The following is a 14,305-nucleotide window of genomic DNA, read 5'->3' on the forward strand; positions in this document are numbered from 1 at the left end:
TGATTTCGTTCGCATGCCCGCCCATTAGCGATCTTGCCGCTAACAGCCGATGAACCACACAAAGTGAGGAAGAACCCAGTTAACTGCCAAGCGACATCCGGCTTCGGAGTTGGCTGCCGCCGCGGAGGCAGACCGCATCGTGGCGCGTGATGCCGCCGGCAATGTTCTTGCCGACGGGGATTCGGTGGTCCTGATCAAGGACCTGAAGGTGAAGGGCGCCAATCAGACCCTGAAGCAGGGAACCTTGATCAGATCGATCCGCCTCACCGACAATCCGGAAGAGATCGATTGCCGGCATGAGGCAATCAAGGGCCTCGTCCTTCGCACGGAGTTCGTGCGCAAGCGCTGACCATTGCCGGCTGGCCGCAATGCTGAACACGCGATCGGGCGTCGACGGGGTCCAGCCGGTTCTTTGCCTTGAACCCCTCGATGGCTGCATCCTGCCGGGCGAGCTTGCGCGACAGCGCATCGATCTCCGGCTGCCGCGCGGCGGTGATCGCGGCAAGGTTCGAGCGATATCGTTCGAGGAATGCGCTGGGGTCAGGAGCCCTGACGCGCCGATAGGCTGACTGTCGACGTCCCAGGTGCGGGATCAGAGCGGTCATGCGGCGGATGATCTGCCGATCTATCAAATCGAGCTGGCGCTGGGTCTGTCGGCGCGCCTCCTCCATGCGGAAAAGCTGGGAGCGCAGTTCGGGATCGCCCCTCATGGCGTCCTCCTCTCCTGCCAGCCGATGAAGCTCGACGGACCATCATAAAGACGGTGACGGGCTTCATCGATGATGAATCCAAAGCGGCCGCCGCTCGTGCCGTACTCCTCCGAGGGAACGAGGTAGCGGCGCGTGCCGCGTGTTCCGGCGCGATCGCCGCCGATAGTGGCAGCGACCTCACTGAAGCCAGGCTCCTGGTCCGATCGGATCGCCGATACGACGATCCAGTCATCGGCATGACGCTTGTAGAACTCGCGTTCGTCCTTCGTCGACGACTGGCCGGGTTCCAGCACCTTGCCGTGGATGGCTTCCCACGCCTCCGGATACCAGTTGCGGATCGTGGAGTCCGCGCTGGCTTTTTCGAAATCAGTGAAGAGTTCCGGAAAGGCGTTGGCCACGGCCGCCCAATGGCAATCCTCTTCGTACCACGCATCGCCGGCGCGCAGCAGCAGGTGCACCTTCGGATTGTGCTCCGGGATGAGATGGAAGCCGCCATGGCTGGCCGTCGAGTGGAAAACGACACCATCGGCATGCACGGTGGCGCCCTGCGACGTCCCCATGCCGTGTGTGCTCGCGACGAAATCTCACGCCGCCCGAGTGCGGCGCGCTGCCGTTGGTGTAGCGCGTTCTCCTCGACGCGCGCACGAAACGCTGCCTCGTCGGCCAATTCGCCCGAATGGCCGTAGAAATCGGAGCGCGTCCACTCATCGATCGGGCGGCCAATGCGCCAGCCCGTCGCCAGATAGTGCCGACTGTCCTTGCCGGGGAGCATGGCGAAAGCGTTGTCGCCGACGAGAGCAACGGGAAAACCATCGTGGCTGCGGCCAAACAAAACCCCCGGAAATCCGGGGGAAGTGTCATCGGCTGGTGCCGTCTGGAGGATGGCTTTCATGCGGCCGCCCTCCCCTCTACCGAATCCGCCGCGACAGCATCGGCCGTTACCTCGTCAAGGACGGCATCCGGGTAGCGATGCTTGGTGAGCCAGGATTCCGCATGGGCACGGCTCTCAGCAAGATGGAGCAGCTCGGCGTCCTCGCCGGGCCGATCGAGAATGCGAACAGACCCGATCGTCGGACGCTCGGTCACGACGAACTTCAGGTCGGTAGAGACCGAGAAGCTCCTGTGGACGGTCAGCACCACAACGCGGCCACAGCCATAGTTCCCCTCGTGCAGGGTGATACTGGCCGGCAGCACGGTGTCGCCGACACGGCGCTCGGCCTGCTTGCGGATCAGCCGGCCGCCGTTGTTGCGGTTTTCCCAGGAAGCCAGCTTCTTGCGGAAGCGCTCTGGCGGCCGCGGCGTGCCGTCGGAGTATCTCACGAGCGAGCCAAGCGGCACGAGATCGTAAATCAGTTGAGCGGACATCTTGTCCTCCTTGTTGGTCATGGTGAAGACGGAACCGCCGCCGGTGATGAGACCGGCGGCGGGGATCGTTCGGAACGGGAACGAGACGTGCTGTGGCTATTCCGCCGCGACGCCGAAGGCTGCCAGCTCCTCGTCGGAGGGCTGGGCGTCGCCGGCTTCTTCATCGTCCTCGCCGGGATCGTCGTGCGTCTTCGCGGTCGACTGGTCGCCGTCGATCTCGTCGAGGTGCTCCGGCGTGCCGTCCACGTCCTCGTCGCCCTCCAGCTCGGCGCCCTCGTATTTCGCGACCCAGGCCGTGACGGTCTGCGTCGCCGGCGCGAACACTGCTGCGGGATGGACGAAGTGCGCCGTGGTAAAGTGCTGGACCAGCGCTGCGCGCGTATCCTTCACCTTCTGGCGCGGCAGCACCGGCGTATCCTTGCAGGAGGCCTCCAGCGCCGGACGCGACAGGCACGCGAGGTACTCGTCCGTGCCCATGTTCGGTAGGAAGCGGTCGGCGCCGATCGTATCGCCGGCGATCCGGGCGACAATGCCGGAGTCGGAGCGGTTCTCACGGCACGACAGCACGTCGATCAGGACCGAGCGCGCCACCTGCTGCAGCGTCTCACGGTCGAAGCCGAGCTTGCCATCCTCGCCTATGAGCCGCACGGCATGACGTTCCATTCGCGCAAAGCCATAGACGTCGTCACCGGACCCGGAGGCGATGGAGATGTTGCGGCCGGCAAAGGCGAGCACGAGCAGCGCCATCAGTGTGTCGTCTTCGATAGGAGCGCGGGACAGCGCTTCGTGGAGTGAGCCCGTGCGCAAATCGCCGATCATCTCAATGCCCTTGCGGGTCACGTCGGGACGCTTCTTTGCGGCAACGACGGCATCGTCGCCGTCGACATCCGCCACGGCCCCGTTCTTCCCCTTCGGCTTCTTGGCCTCGGGCATGCGGTAGTGGACCGTCTGCACGCGACCGTCACGATCGAGATACATCGCCGCATTGTCGGACTTGCCGGGTTTGCCGTGCACCCGTTCGGCCTTCGGAGGCAACTTGGCTCCGCCCCACGTGTCGGCCTCTACGATGACGCCGCGCTTCGGCAGATGATTGGCCATCCACTCCTGCTGCGCGCCGAGGAAGGCCTCGACATCGGTGGTGTAGCGGCTGTCCTCGTCGGCCGGCGCGAACAGGTCTTCGACCCAGGCGATGCCGTAGGCTTGCGCCAGATCGTCCCCGAAGCTGGCATGTCGCGCGAACATGCGGGTCTTGGTCAGGCCCTGCGCAACGCCCCACCACGACACCTGGGGATCGGCCTTCGACGGCTTGTGCTTCTTCCAGACCTCCTTCTGATCGTCGAGCGAGGCGGAAGCGATCGTGCGAAGCTGCTGCTCGTTCGGCATGTCGCCCTTCGCCATATGGTCGAGCATGGGTGGCAGGACATTGGCGAGAAGCCGCAGCTTCCTGATCTGGCGCACCGGCAGAGCCAGCGCGACGCCGATCGCCTCCTCGGTCCAGCCGAGCGCGACGAGGCGCTCGATCGCCCGCCACTGGTCGACCGGATTCAAAGCTTCGCGCGCGATGTTTTCGACCATCGAGCGCAGCGCCCCATTGTCATTGGCGGCTTCGACGACGAGCACATCGATCACTTCGAGACCGGCCGCGATCGCCTGCTTCACACGACGGTGGCCGGAATCGATGATGTAGCCATTGCCGCCGCCGGTCTCGGGCGCGATGATGGGAGGCTGGACGAGGCCCACGGCCTTGATCGTCGCGAGAAGCAACGCGTCCGCCTGCGGCGTGGACTTGGACTGGCGCGCCTTGTCGGGATTGTCCTTCAATGCGCGCGGATCGACCTTCATGAGATGCATGGGATATTCTCCTGTTCGGGTTTTGCGGACCAGCCCGCTCGGGCGGCCCTTCCTCGTCTTCATCTCGAAGACACCCCCCGGCACGCGGAGCGGACGAGCCGGTGCAACTGCGGGCGAGCGTCCCTGCCCGGTCGGCCAAGCGGGGCTCACAGCCCTGCGCGGGCCGCCGCGGCCGGGATCGCGAGAGGCGCGGTTGAGCTTCAGCGCCACCGGGGTCGGCCCGATCGGCGAACCGGATTTCCTCCCTCCCCTTCCTCTCGTCACCGCCTCACTATTCCCATTGAATGCCGCTTCGACAGACGCTATATTGCGTCATAGTAATTGGCGTCAATGACGGCAGGAGACGACTATGGGTCTCGTCCAGTATTCCGACAACGGCCTCTTCGCGCCGCGCAAGATCGCGGAAGCATTCCGCACGACCAGCGAGGAAGTCGCCCGAACCGCGGGGCTTGGCAGGGACGCGGTCCAGCGCAAGGACCGCATTCGGTCGGACAAGACCCAGCGCCGGCTGCGCGAGATGGTCGAGGTCATCAACAAGGTCGAGCCGCGTTTCGGCTCGCAGTTGATGGCCTATGCCTGGTATCGCTCGGAGCCCCTGCCGGGCTTCTCTGGCCAGACGGCCATGCAGCTCGTGCGCAGCGGCCGTGCCGATGACGTGCTGGACTATGTCGACGCGGTCGACGCCGGCGTGCACGCCTGACACGGTGCTGTATCGTGGAAAGCTCTATCGGGCGCTGAATCCCCTCTATGCGCGCGAGCCGCTGTCGGGGCGCGGCGCGGAACTCTGCGGTGGACGATTCAATCCGAAGGGCTTGGCCGCCCTCTATGCATCATTGTCGGTGATGACGGCGCTGCGCGAAGCCAATCAGGTCGGCAATCTCCAGCCGACGACGCTCGTCTCCTACGACGCTGAGATCGATGGTGTGTTCGATTGTCGGGATGACCGGGCTCTCAAAGATGAGGGAATGGACGCCGCGGTGCTCGCCGGCAGCACATGGCGCGACGAGATGAAGGCGACCGGGGAAGCACGAACGCAGGCGTTCGCACGCCGGCTTATCGTCGGCGGCTATCAAGGCTTGCTGGTGAGAAGCTTCGCCCCAGGTGCTGCCGCCGACGATCTTAACCTGGTGCTTTGGAAATGGGGCGATGCAGCCCCGGCCCGCGTCACCCTGATCGACGACGAGAACCGCCTGTCGAGATAGCCACTTATGCGGCTTGCCGATCAGCGGGACGGCCACTTCTGTTGTCGGAGTTGTCCTTTTCGCTGGCGAGATCGGCCTCGACCTCGGTCAGTTGCTCGCGCTTCAGCTTCAACTCGGCTTCGAAGATGAAGGCTTCGCCAACCCGCGGCCTGTAGGAGGCGAGGCGCTTTTGCGCACCGGCGAGCCGTCGGCGAAAGTTCCCCTGCTCGCCCTCGAAATCGGCAAGAGCATGCTCGAGCCGGGCGACGGCGCCGATTGGGGTCGTGGTGATGGCAAGCTCGACCTCATGCTCGGCGCCGGTGCGCAGCAGCATGGTGGTGTAGTGGAAGCCGTCCTTGCCGAAACGCTCGCCGGAAAACTGCAGGTCGAAGCCGCCGATCGAGGCGATGACCGCCTCGCCGTCATGCTGGAGCTGCACGAGGGTCAGGATTTCCTTCATCAGCGCCCGACCGGCGAGCTTGCGCTCGGCATGAAGCTGATCGGTGACGGTCATGGCGAAAGCATCGCCTGTCGTTGGCATCAGGCGTTCAATATCCTGCGCGATGTCGGCGATCCTGCGGGTCGATAGATCGATTTCGCGCTCGGCGTCGCGGATCTGCCAGCGGATTGCATGCTGGTCATCGATATGGGCGGCGTGCAGCCGGTCGAGGCGGGCGATTTCAGCTTCCAGCCCTGCCTTTTGCATCAGGCGTTGATCACCCGATGCAATAGCCTTGGCCATGGCGAACTGGTTGGCCTGCCCCTCGCCCATGTCCTCCAGCCGGCGAATGCTGGTGTCGCCGGAGAGTGCCGCTGCGATAAAGCGGGCCTTACGCTCATTGTTCTGCCACATGGTCGCATCGAGCGAGCCGAGGGTCGCGTAGGCATAGAGGCCGACCTCGTCGTGCTGGTTGCCCTGCCGCACGATGCGACCTTCCCGCTGTTCGATCTGAGACGGCAGCCAGGGCACGTCGAGATGGTGGAGCGCCTTCAGCCTCGCCTGCACGTTGACGCCGGTGCCCATGGTCTCTGAACTGCCGATCAGCACGCGGACCTTGCCGGCGTTGAAGTCGTTGAACAGGCGCTGCTTGGCCTCGGACTTCCGAAAATCCTGCATATAGGCGATTTCCGAAGCGGGAACGCCCATGCGGACCAGTTCATTCCTGATCCAGCGATAGGCGGAGAAGCCACGGCTCGCCTCGACATTGATGGTGCCGAGATCGGAGAAGATCAGCTGACCAGCGCCGGGCTTGTCGAAGGACCTGCCGTCCTTGCGGACATATTCGGCGTCCATCGTTTCCTGCCAGATGTGGAAGGTGTTGGCGACAAGGGCGTTGAGCTTGTTGCCTTCCTCATTGTCGATGCCCGGCATGACAAGCCGCAGGTCGATCGCCGCATGGCGACCGTCGGTAATGACGGACAGGAGGATGTCGTCACCAGGCTGGGGCGGTCCCTCGCGCAGCTCGATCGCCTTGATGCGCTGGTCGAGGTGTCTCTGATATGACTTGAAGGCTGCGGTTGGCTCGGCCGTGATGATCTGGCGCTTGCCGCCGGCAATCTCAGGCACCTTCACATAGGTGCGCAGATCGGCCGGCTGGACGACGTCCGCGAACGACCGGAACATGGCGATCAGTTCGGGCACGTTGACGAACTGCGCGAACCTCGTGACCGGCTTGTATTTGCCGGACGGCTGGAGCTCCAGTTCGGTGCTGGTGTCGCCAAATGTGCTCGCCCAGGCGTCGAACTCGTGCAGGCCGCGCTGCGAGAGCGCAGCGTGATCCAACATCCGCTGCACCGTGAACATCTCGCCGAGCGTGTTGGTGATGGGCGTGCCGGAGGCGAGCACCAGGGCCCGGCCCGGATTCTTCGAGTCGACGAAGCGGGATTTGACGAACAAGTCCCATGCCCGCTGCGAGCCGTTCGGATCGACACCCTTCAGGGTGCTCATATTCGTCGCGAAGGAGAGCTTCCTGAACTCCTGCGCCTCGTCGACGATGATCTGGTCGACGCCGATCTCGGCAATGGTCAGCAGATCATCCTTGCGTGTCGAAAGCGCCTCCAGACGCTCTTTGTGGCCTTCCTTCATGCGCTCGATGCGCTTGCGCGACAGCCGGTCCTCGCGATCGACCTTGGTCAGCAGCTCCTCGTAGAGTTCGAGCTCATCCTGGATCATCTGCGCTTCGAAAGCCGAGGGCACGGCGATGAAGCGGAATGCGGAATGGGTGATGATGATCGCATCCCAGTTCGCCGTCGCCGCGCGCGACAGGAAGCGGTGCCGCTTGTCCTTGGTGAAGTTGGTCTCGTCGGCAACGAGGATGCGGGCGTTCGGATAGAGCGCCAAAAACTCCCTCGCCGCCTGCGCCAGGCAATGACCGGGCACGACCAGCATGGCCTTGTTGATCAGCCCGAGACGGCGCTGTTCCATGATCGAGGCGGCGATGGACATGGTCTTGCCGGCGCCGACGGCGTGCGCGACGTAGGTGCTTCCGGAAGAGACGATGCGCCAGATGACCCGCTTCTGGTGGCCATAAAGAGAAAGCGCGCAGCAAGCGCCAGGTAGCTGGAGATGATCACCGTTGAAGGCTCGCGGCGCGATGTTGTTGAACGTATCGTTATAGAGCCGCGCCAGCCGGTCGGTACGATCGGGGTCGGACCAGATCCAGTTCTGGAACGCCGTCTTGATCTTTTGCAGCTTCTCCTTGGCCGCTTCAGTCTCGACTGTGTTGAGCACGCGGCGTTCGGCGTCGCCATCCTTCACCGTGTCGAAGATCTGCGGGATGGAGGAATTCAGCGCATCGGACAAGAGCTGCCCGGCATCGCGGCGATGTGTTCCCCATTCCGTGGTGCCGGCGGCGCTCCATCCGAGCTGGCGGGCGTTCACCGTCCAGCAGGCAAGCGCCGGCATGTGATGGATGGTGATATCGGCAGCAAAAGTCTCCTTGACGAAGGCGACGATATCGGCGGCTGGGATCCAGGGGGCGCCGAGACGCGCGGTGATGTCCGAAGGCCGAAGGTCGGCCGGCTGGACCCCTTTCAACACCGCGACGTTGCGGGCGAAGGTCGGATCGAGCACTGCTGCGGCCGCGGCCGCGACGAGCTTGGAGCGGACAGGGCCGGATAGATAGGCATCGGCCGTCTGCCAGGCCCCGGACGACGGATCCTGAAAGATCGCCTGCCCCAGTTCGTCGATGACATCGGCGACATCCCGATGCAACAGCTCGGCGATGTGATCGGGATCGACATGCCCGCGCTCGTTGAGCACGACCGCGAGCGCATCGGCCGGCGACGTGATGACGGGCGGCGGGGGTGGCGCGATCACGCGCTCGGTAAACAGGGGTCCGGGCTTTGCCGTGTTGGTCTCCAGGTCGTAGTCCTCGATCGAGGCCACCAGCCAGCAATCGGGATCGTCCAGGAACGGCTGGATGTTGGGCCGGCGGTGCGTCTCGCGCACGTCGCCGGTTTCCTCATCTTGCGCGGTCGAGACAGTGGTAAAGTTGATCGGTCCGAACGCGCGCACGAAGCTCGACCAGGCGATGCGCAGCCTGACCTGCGCCGGCTTCCACGGCCGGTCGAACTCCTGGGCCTTCAGCACTTCGCGTACGGCGTCGCGGATCGGGACCAGCTTGCGGATGATGCGGAGATGCTTTTCCGGGATGCCGTCGCCGGTCCTGCCCTTGCGGACGTGGATCGTCACGGGCTCGCCATCGACCATCTGCATCAGCGCGGTGTTCTGGCCGATGAAGTAGCTGCCCTCGCGGATTGCCATGCCATCTGCGGCGTTGCGGGCTTGCGCTTCACCATGCCCGCCGCCGTCCGCTCCGATCTCCTCCGGCTCGCCGTCATAGATGGCTTCCGGAAGGAGATGCACGGCGGCAGTCAATGCCGTATCGAGGTCCGTCCCGGCATGCGGCAGGCAGGTATAGGTCTCGTCGGGACCGTAGATGCCACGACGACGCGCATGCTCCCCGAGCACCATTCCAGGGTGCATCGCAAACCAGCGGTTGACGCGGATTGCACCCTCGTCCTCGGTGGCGGGCCGAACCTCCTCAAGGTCGAGCCACGATACATCGCCTTCGGGCTCTCCGTCCTTGCGCTTGCGGAAGAACAGGATGTCGACAACGACATCCGTTCCCGCATCGGCGCGGAAGCTACCCTCCGGCAGGCGGATAGCAGCGACCAGATCCGCCATCGTGGCGATGTGCTCGCGGGCGCGGGCATCGGCCTTGTCCATCGTTCCACTGGAGGTGACGAAGGCGGCGAGCGCGCCCGGCTTCAGCCGAGAGACAGCCTTTGCGATGAAGTAGTCGTGCAGCCGGAAGCCGTGCGAGCGGTATGCGGGATCGGATCGGACGGTCCTGTCCGAGAACGGTGGATTGCCGATCGCCAGATCGAAATGTGCCGGCAGATCGGCCCGCGCGAAATCCTGGTTGAGGATTCGGGCGTTCGGCTGAAGGAGGCGGGTGATCCGCGCCGTGACCGGATCGATCTCGATGCCGGTGACGTGCGAGGCAGCGCGCAATGCCTCTGGCATCAACGCCGGAAAGAGCCCTGTGCCGACGCCCGGCTCCAGCACACTGCCGCCACGGAAGCCGAGCCGCCGCAAGCCGGCCCAGATCGCCCGGATGATGTATTCGGGCGTGAAGTGGGCGTACTGGGTGCAGCGCGCCAGCGAGGCATAGTCCCGGCCATCTACCGCTTGCTCCAGATCGGCGCCGAGTTCCTCCCAGCCCTGGCGGAACGTCTGCTCGCCGGGGCGGCGGAACACGCCGTTCGCCAGTTCTGAGGCTCCAAAGCCGGTGAACCGGATCAGCGCTGCTTGTTCCTCGGGCGTGGCAGGCCGCTGCTCGTCGACGATATCGGCGGCGAGCCGTATAGCGGCGAGATTGTCACGAGCCCGGTCCCGCCAGGATTTGGCAAGGCCGCGGGTCGCCGCCAGATTGAAGTTCTCGCCCTTATCGACCTGATGCGCCCGAGCAGGCGATGAGGCCGTGCCGACCGGCATGGCCGGGGCTGGTGAGACGGGAGACGGATCGTCATCGACCGGGTTTTCAGCGAAGGACGTCGAAAAGGCCGTTACCCCGACGCCGAGGCCCGAGGACAGCGCTGTGTTTCCGAAGAGGTCGAGAGTGAAGGGGTCGTCGTGGGACATGGAAAATCTCCTGGAATTTTGGCGAGCGCGATCACGCGGACGGCGTTGTCGGCCGCGTGAAGGGCTGGTGAGGGTGTGAAGGGGCTAGCGGGCGATCAGGGACAGCGAGACTTCGGTCTCGGTCAGTTGCACGAGCAGATGAGTGCGGCGGAAGTTCCGATCGAACAGCGGAATGAGCCTCTCGGCGTCGATGAATTCGATCCCGTCGTCACCGCCGAAATGGCGGTGTTTGTAATGGAACCAGTCCGGATTGCCGACCGGATGGCACTCGTCGGAATAGACCACGAGCGGACGGTCGCCATCGGCGAGTTTTCCGTTCGACATGATGTAGACCCCCTGGTCTCCGACCAGCCAGACACCGGGCGCCTCACCCATGCCGGGCCGAAGCCCGTAATAGGGATTGCGGAATCCGTCATTGGCGGCGGCATCGGTCTTTCCGCGTTCGATGACATTGCGAACGCCGAGGATGGGAAACGTGAACATGACCGTCCCCCTCACGCCGCGATCGCGTCGGGGAGGTAGCGCAGATGCACCGGAAGCTTGGCGGAGATCTCTTCGTCGGTGAGATCGTCGAGCAGCTTCAGCGTCGTGCCCCGACTGCCCCCATAGACGGTGATGGTACGCTTGCCGCGCATATCTTCTGGCCAGCGTTCACCGGCATAGCCGCGATAATCGTCATGGGTCGCGCTCCAGATGTGCTCGAGGCGCTCGGTCCGTGTCATCGCCTTCACTGGCCGCGATTCCCGGTCGACGATCGCGGCACGCATCCGGTCAGGCGAGGGCTTGTCGGATAGATCGCAATAGCCGTGGAAGTGGCGGATCTCGCCGTCGATCGTCAGCGCGAAGAAGACGCTGGTGACGCTACCGGTCAGGAATTCACGCATCGCGAACATGTCGCCGCGCATCCAGAGTGGCGGCAGGATCTCGAACATATGGTCGTGGTCGCGTTCGCTGATCTCGAACCATTCGCCGATATAGAGCTCGCCGGCATCGTCCTTCCAGCGGTTGGGCCGCTGCGCATGACGGTCGAACATCCGAAACATCTGGCGTCGATCGGGGACGCCCTGAAAAACCTTTCTCATCGGGGATGCGGAGTGCATGGCGGGCTCCTTTCAGCCTCGTCGGACTGGAGCGCGGCTCATCCTTCCGATTTCGCCGTCAATTCAGCCCTTCCTGACCCCTCCCCCGCGGCCGCCTCTCCGTCCGGCCGGGTCAAGGGCCGCGGCACGCGGGCGAAGCTTCACCCTTGACGCGGACGGCGGGCATGCGGCAGCCGGGTTTCCTTCTCCTCTCGCCTGTCTCTCTCCCTCCCCCTGGACGCTCGCAGTTCTTCGTTCCAATCCTCGCGTACAGGCGCCAGCCGCTCGTAGCCGCAGGTCGCAGCAACGGCGATCGCCTCTATGCGGCGGGCATAGACCTCGCCTTGCGAATTGTTGTCGGTTGCGGCGACGAGCTGCACATTGGGACGGGCGGCAAGCACTCGAATGGCCGCTTCAGTGGCCGGCGCCCATCCGCCACCCGTGCTGAGATAGAGGCTGTCGAAGCGTAGGTCATCGATCGCGGCGAGGCTGATCGCGTCAATCGCCGCCTCGGTAACGCAGAGCCGGATGGCATCGATCGGCCCGAGGCGGAACAGGACCTTTGCGCCGCCGCTGGCAAAGCCCCGCCATTCCGGTCCGCGTTCTTCCCAACCAGTGACGACGCCGTCGTCATCGACATGGGCGGCCCATACACTGCCGCGCGGTCCCTCGCGAAGCCGGTCCTGCCGGATCGCCGCCCGGATGACGGTTTCCGGGAGATCACGCTCGTCGCGCAGATACCGCCAGGTCATGGAGCCTCGCCACGGCTTGCGCCGCACACGCCAGCGCTCGGGGACGCCGAGGTCCGGCGCGCGGTCGCGGGGCTGGCGCGTCCAGACCGGTTCGCTCGGCACGAAGCCGACCAGCTCCGAAACCCGCTGCAGCACCTCCGCGAAGCCGATGTCTTCGAGATGCGCCACGAGCGAAAACACGTCGCCTTTAGCGTCGGACAGCGGATCGAACCAGCCCTTGCCATCGTGGATGACGATAATGATATCGTCACCGCGCCGGTATTTGACCGCCCGGCGCGTGCTTTCCTTCAGATCGATCGCGAAACCGGCCTGCTCCAGCACGGCCGCGCAGAGCACGCGATCCCTCAATTCCTCGACGTCTCTCTTTTCCATGGTTGTTCCGCCGGATCGCCTTCACACTCCCCGGCCCTTTCCTCGATTGCCTTTCCCTTTCCGCAGCCTCTGCGGAACCATCCTCGCCCGCCGCGAAGAGCGAAGGGGGCAAGGGCGCGGCTGGCAATTGATGAATCAATCAGGGCGCGGTAGCGCCACGGCATCGCCAGCCGCGGCGCAGCCTCCCTTGCGGCCGCCGCTCGCAGGCGGCACACGCCCGCCCGGGCGAACCCGGCTCAATGAGCCGGGCCGAACTGGTAGGGGTCGTATTCGTGGAGGACGATGACGTCGGCGTCGTCGAGTTCGTCGCTCGGCAGGACGCCGTATTCGCCGTCGACCTGGAACAGCGTCACCGGGACCATCAGGGTGCGGGCGAGCTGGAACGCGTGGGACTGCGCGAGGCTGAGATTGTGCGACATGGTCTGGCTCCCGTTGTGGCGGGGACCAATTCCCCGCTCGACAGGCGCCCGTCGGGTTCGGGACGGACCGCGATCACCGCAGAGGCATCAGCCTCAAGGCCGCACGCTCGCGTAGCGGACCCCTTGCGGGTTGATCGGAAAGGTCGGGATTGGACCAAGGGAAATGAGCCGATAAGAGCGGGGTTGGATCCTGCCATGGGCGCCAGTGCGAATAACGCGCAATCCCTCGTCCATGGCCCCTGCATCGCTCCGCAGACAATGAGGATCGTCACCCGCGGCTTCCGGTCCTGTACGGCCGGCCAAGTTTCCTGTAGCGAGATCGCGGTGGGGATCGCAAAGAACGAAATATCGTGAGAATTCGCAAATGCCTGAAGAGATTGCCGCGTCCGGAGCTGAGCTCCTGGAACTGACCGCAGACATCGTAGCCGCCTATGTCAGCAACAACCCGCTTCCCTCATCCGAAATCGGCCGCGTGATTGCTGATACCTATGCCGCAGTCAGCAAGCTGCAGGCAGCATCTGAGCCCCAGCCGGAAGAGAAGCGCGCGCCGGCGGTTCCGATCAGGAAATCGGTGACGCCGGATTTCATCATCTGCCTGGAAGACGGCAAGAGGTTCAAATCGCTCAAGCGGCACATTGGCACCCACTACAATCTGACGCCGGATGAATACCGCGCGAAATGGGGCCTGCCCGCCGACTATCCGATGGTTGCGCCAAACTATGCGGCAGCGCGGTCTCAGCTGGCGAAGGCGAGCGGTCTGGGAAGAAAGGCCGCAGCGCCGGAGCCAGTGGCTCCGCCGGCGCCGGTGAAGCGCCGCAAGATCGGCCTGAAGATCACCTGACTTCCGAGCTGGTCGCTGGTCGCTGGCATCTCATCTGCGCTGCCTGTGATCGTTGAAGCGAAGGAATGACTTGTGACGGTTCGGACGATCGTGAGATTTCCCGACCGTCACCTTGGCGCTGTCGCAGAGCCTGTATCTGTCTTCGATCAAGACTTGCGCCTCCTCGCCACCGATCTGGCGGATACAATGCATGCCGCACCAGGCATCGGGATCACTGCCCCACATATCGGCATTCTGAAGCGGCTGGTCGTGATCGAACTATCGCCGGCAGCGGGGCTCAGGACTTACGTCAATCCCGTAATCCTTTGGGCCTCCGCCGAAATGATCCGGTACACGGAAGGCAGCGTCTCGATGCCGGGGGTCACGGAGGACATCGAACGCCATGCCCGCGTCCGCGTAAGGTATCAGGATCTCGACGGCATGGAACAGATCGAGGAGGCCGACGGTCTGCTGGCGGTTTGCCACCAGCATGAGATTGATCAACTCGATGGAATCTTCTGGATCCAGAGGCTTTCGCGCCTGAAGCGGGACCGACTGATCAAGCGCTACGAGAAGCTGCTGCGCGTTTGATCATCTGCTGCGAGGT

The 14,305-nt window shown here is 64.3% G+C and carries 13 protein-coding genes and 1 pseudogene; 5 read left to right on the forward strand and 9 right to left on the reverse strand.

Features of this window, described 5'->3' with window-relative positions; genetic code table 11:
• The first annotated feature begins 109 nt into the window (after positions 1 to 109).
• Entirely contained in the window at positions 110 to 349 is a 240-nt protein-coding gene (locus EOD29_RS23695; protein ID WP_127248048.1) for an alkylphosphonate utilization protein, read from the forward strand.
• Here the strand turns inward: EOD29_RS23695 and EOD29_RS23700 are convergent.
• The 4 genes and pseudogenes from EOD29_RS23700 to EOD29_RS23715 all read right to left on the reverse strand — a co-directional run bounded on the left by EOD29_RS23700 (position 306) and on the right by EOD29_RS23715 (position 3,926).
• The gene (locus tag EOD29_RS23700; protein WP_245475390.1) at positions 306 to 710 is read right to left on the reverse strand and encodes a hypothetical protein; all 405 of its coding nucleotides are present in this window, start codon (positions 708 to 710) and stop codon (positions 306 to 308) included. The genes EOD29_RS23695 and EOD29_RS23700 overlap by 44 nt on opposite strands.
• Positions 707 to 1,602, reverse strand: a pseudogene (locus tag EOD29_RS23705) (hypothetical protein). The gene EOD29_RS23700 and the pseudogene EOD29_RS23705 overlap by 4 nt, the downstream one beginning before the upstream one ends.
• Positions 1,599 to 2,075 (reverse strand): hypothetical protein, encoded by a 477-nt coding sequence (locus EOD29_RS23710; RefSeq protein ID WP_127248160.1) that lies wholly within the window; start codon positions 2,073 to 2,075, stop codon positions 1,599 to 1,601. The pseudogene EOD29_RS23705 and the gene EOD29_RS23710 overlap by 4 nt, the downstream one beginning before the upstream one ends.
• Positions 2,076 to 2,171: 96 nt before the next feature.
• On the reverse strand, positions 2,172 to 3,926 hold the full coding sequence (locus EOD29_RS23715; protein ID WP_127248049.1) for a ParB N-terminal domain-containing protein: 1,755 nt from the start codon (positions 3,924 to 3,926) through the stop codon (positions 2,172 to 2,174).
• A gap of 349 nt (positions 3,927 to 4,275) precedes the next feature.
• Between EOD29_RS23715 and EOD29_RS23720 the strand changes: the two genes are divergently transcribed.
• A complete protein-coding gene (locus tag EOD29_RS23720; RefSeq protein WP_127248050.1) occupies positions 4,276 to 4,626 on the forward strand; it encodes an MbcA/ParS/Xre antitoxin family protein in 351 nt (116 codons plus the stop codon).
• 4 nt (positions 4,627 to 4,630) lie between these two features.
• A complete protein-coding gene (locus EOD29_RS23725; protein WP_127248161.1) occupies positions 4,631 to 5,128 on the forward strand; it encodes an RES domain-containing protein in 498 nt (165 codons plus the stop codon).
• 4 nt (positions 5,129 to 5,132) lie between these two features.
• Here EOD29_RS23725 and EOD29_RS23730 read toward each other — a convergent pair whose 3' ends face one another.
• From EOD29_RS23730 to EOD29_RS23750, 5 genes are all read right to left on the reverse strand, one after another.
• Complete coding sequence (locus EOD29_RS23730; protein ID WP_127248051.1) at positions 5,133 to 10,256, reverse strand: helicase-related protein; 5,124 nt, start codon at positions 10,254 to 10,256, stop codon at positions 5,133 to 5,135.
• 84 nt (positions 10,257 to 10,340) lie between these two features.
• Positions 10,341 to 10,739, reverse strand: a complete 399-nt coding sequence (locus tag EOD29_RS23735; RefSeq protein ID WP_127248052.1) for a DUF3085 domain-containing protein — start codon at positions 10,737 to 10,739, stop codon at positions 10,341 to 10,343.
• 11 nt (positions 10,740 to 10,750) lie between these two features.
• A complete protein-coding gene (locus EOD29_RS23740) occupies positions 10,751 to 11,356 on the reverse strand; it encodes a DUF1419 domain-containing protein (protein ID WP_127248053.1) in 606 nt (201 codons plus the stop codon).
• Between the two features lie 140 nt (positions 11,357 to 11,496).
• Complete coding sequence (locus EOD29_RS23745; RefSeq protein ID WP_127248054.1) at positions 11,497 to 12,459, reverse strand: DUF3991 and toprim domain-containing protein; 963 nt, start codon at positions 12,457 to 12,459, stop codon at positions 11,497 to 11,499.
• A gap of 236 nt (positions 12,460 to 12,695) precedes the next feature.
• The gene (locus tag EOD29_RS23750) at positions 12,696 to 12,878 is read right to left on the reverse strand and encodes a hypothetical protein (protein ID WP_127248055.1); all 183 of its coding nucleotides are present in this window, start codon (positions 12,876 to 12,878) and stop codon (positions 12,696 to 12,698) included.
• A 364-nt stretch (positions 12,879 to 13,242) separates the two neighbouring features.
• Here EOD29_RS23750 and EOD29_RS23755 point away from each other — a divergent pair, with 364 nt between their 5' ends.
• Both EOD29_RS23755 and EOD29_RS23760 read left to right on the forward strand, forming a co-directional pair.
• On the forward strand, positions 13,243 to 13,719 hold the full coding sequence (locus EOD29_RS23755; RefSeq protein ID WP_127248056.1) for a MucR family transcriptional regulator: 477 nt from the start codon (positions 13,243 to 13,245) through the stop codon (positions 13,717 to 13,719).
• 72 nt (positions 13,720 to 13,791) lie between these two features.
• The gene (locus EOD29_RS23760; RefSeq protein WP_127248057.1) at positions 13,792 to 14,289 is read left to right on the forward strand and encodes a peptide deformylase; all 498 of its coding nucleotides are present in this window, start codon (positions 13,792 to 13,794) and stop codon (positions 14,287 to 14,289) included.
• The last annotated feature ends 16 nt before the right edge of the window (positions 14,290 to 14,305 follow it).

It is taken from the genome of Mesorhizobium sp. M1A.T.Ca.IN.004.03.1.1, assembly GCF_003997555.1.
GTDB lineage: Bacteria > Pseudomonadota > Alphaproteobacteria > Rhizobiales > Rhizobiaceae > Mesorhizobium.

What these genes read in the sequence shown, in the direction of transcription:
- EOD29_RS23700 (WP_245475390.1), bottom strand. Translation starts at nt 710, where the DNA reads ATGAGGGGCGATCCCGAACTGCGCTCCCAGCTTTTCCGCATGGAGGAG.
- EOD29_RS23710 (WP_127248160.1), bottom strand. Translation starts at nt 2,075, where the DNA reads ATGTCCGCTCAACTGATTTACGATCTCGTGCCGCTTGGCTCGCTCGTG.
- EOD29_RS23715 (WP_127248049.1), bottom strand. Translation starts at nt 3,926, where the DNA reads ATGCATCTCATGAAGGTCGATCCGCGCGCATTGAAGGACAATCCCGAC.
- EOD29_RS23720 (WP_127248050.1), top strand. Translation starts at nt 4,276, where the DNA reads ATGGGTCTCGTCCAGTATTCCGACAACGGCCTCTTCGCGCCGCGCAAG.
- EOD29_RS23730 (WP_127248051.1), bottom strand. Translation starts at nt 10,256, where the DNA reads ATGTCCCACGACGACCCCTTCACTCTCGACCTCTTCGGAAACACAGCG.
- EOD29_RS23735 (WP_127248052.1), bottom strand. Translation starts at nt 10,739, where the DNA reads ATGTTCACGTTTCCCATCCTCGGCGTTCGCAATGTCATCGAACGCGGA.
- EOD29_RS23740 (WP_127248053.1), bottom strand. Translation starts at nt 11,356, where the DNA reads ATGCACTCCGCATCCCCGATGAGAAAGGTTTTTCAGGGCGTCCCCGAT.
- EOD29_RS23745 (WP_127248054.1), bottom strand. Translation starts at nt 12,459, where the DNA reads ATGGAAAAGAGAGACGTCGAGGAATTGAGGGATCGCGTGCTCTGCGCG.
- EOD29_RS23750 (WP_127248055.1), bottom strand. Translation starts at nt 12,878, where the DNA reads ATGTCGCACAATCTCAGCCTCGCGCAGTCCCACGCGTTCCAGCTCGCC.
- EOD29_RS23755 (WP_127248056.1), top strand. Translation starts at nt 13,243, where the DNA reads ATGCCTGAAGAGATTGCCGCGTCCGGAGCTGAGCTCCTGGAACTGACC.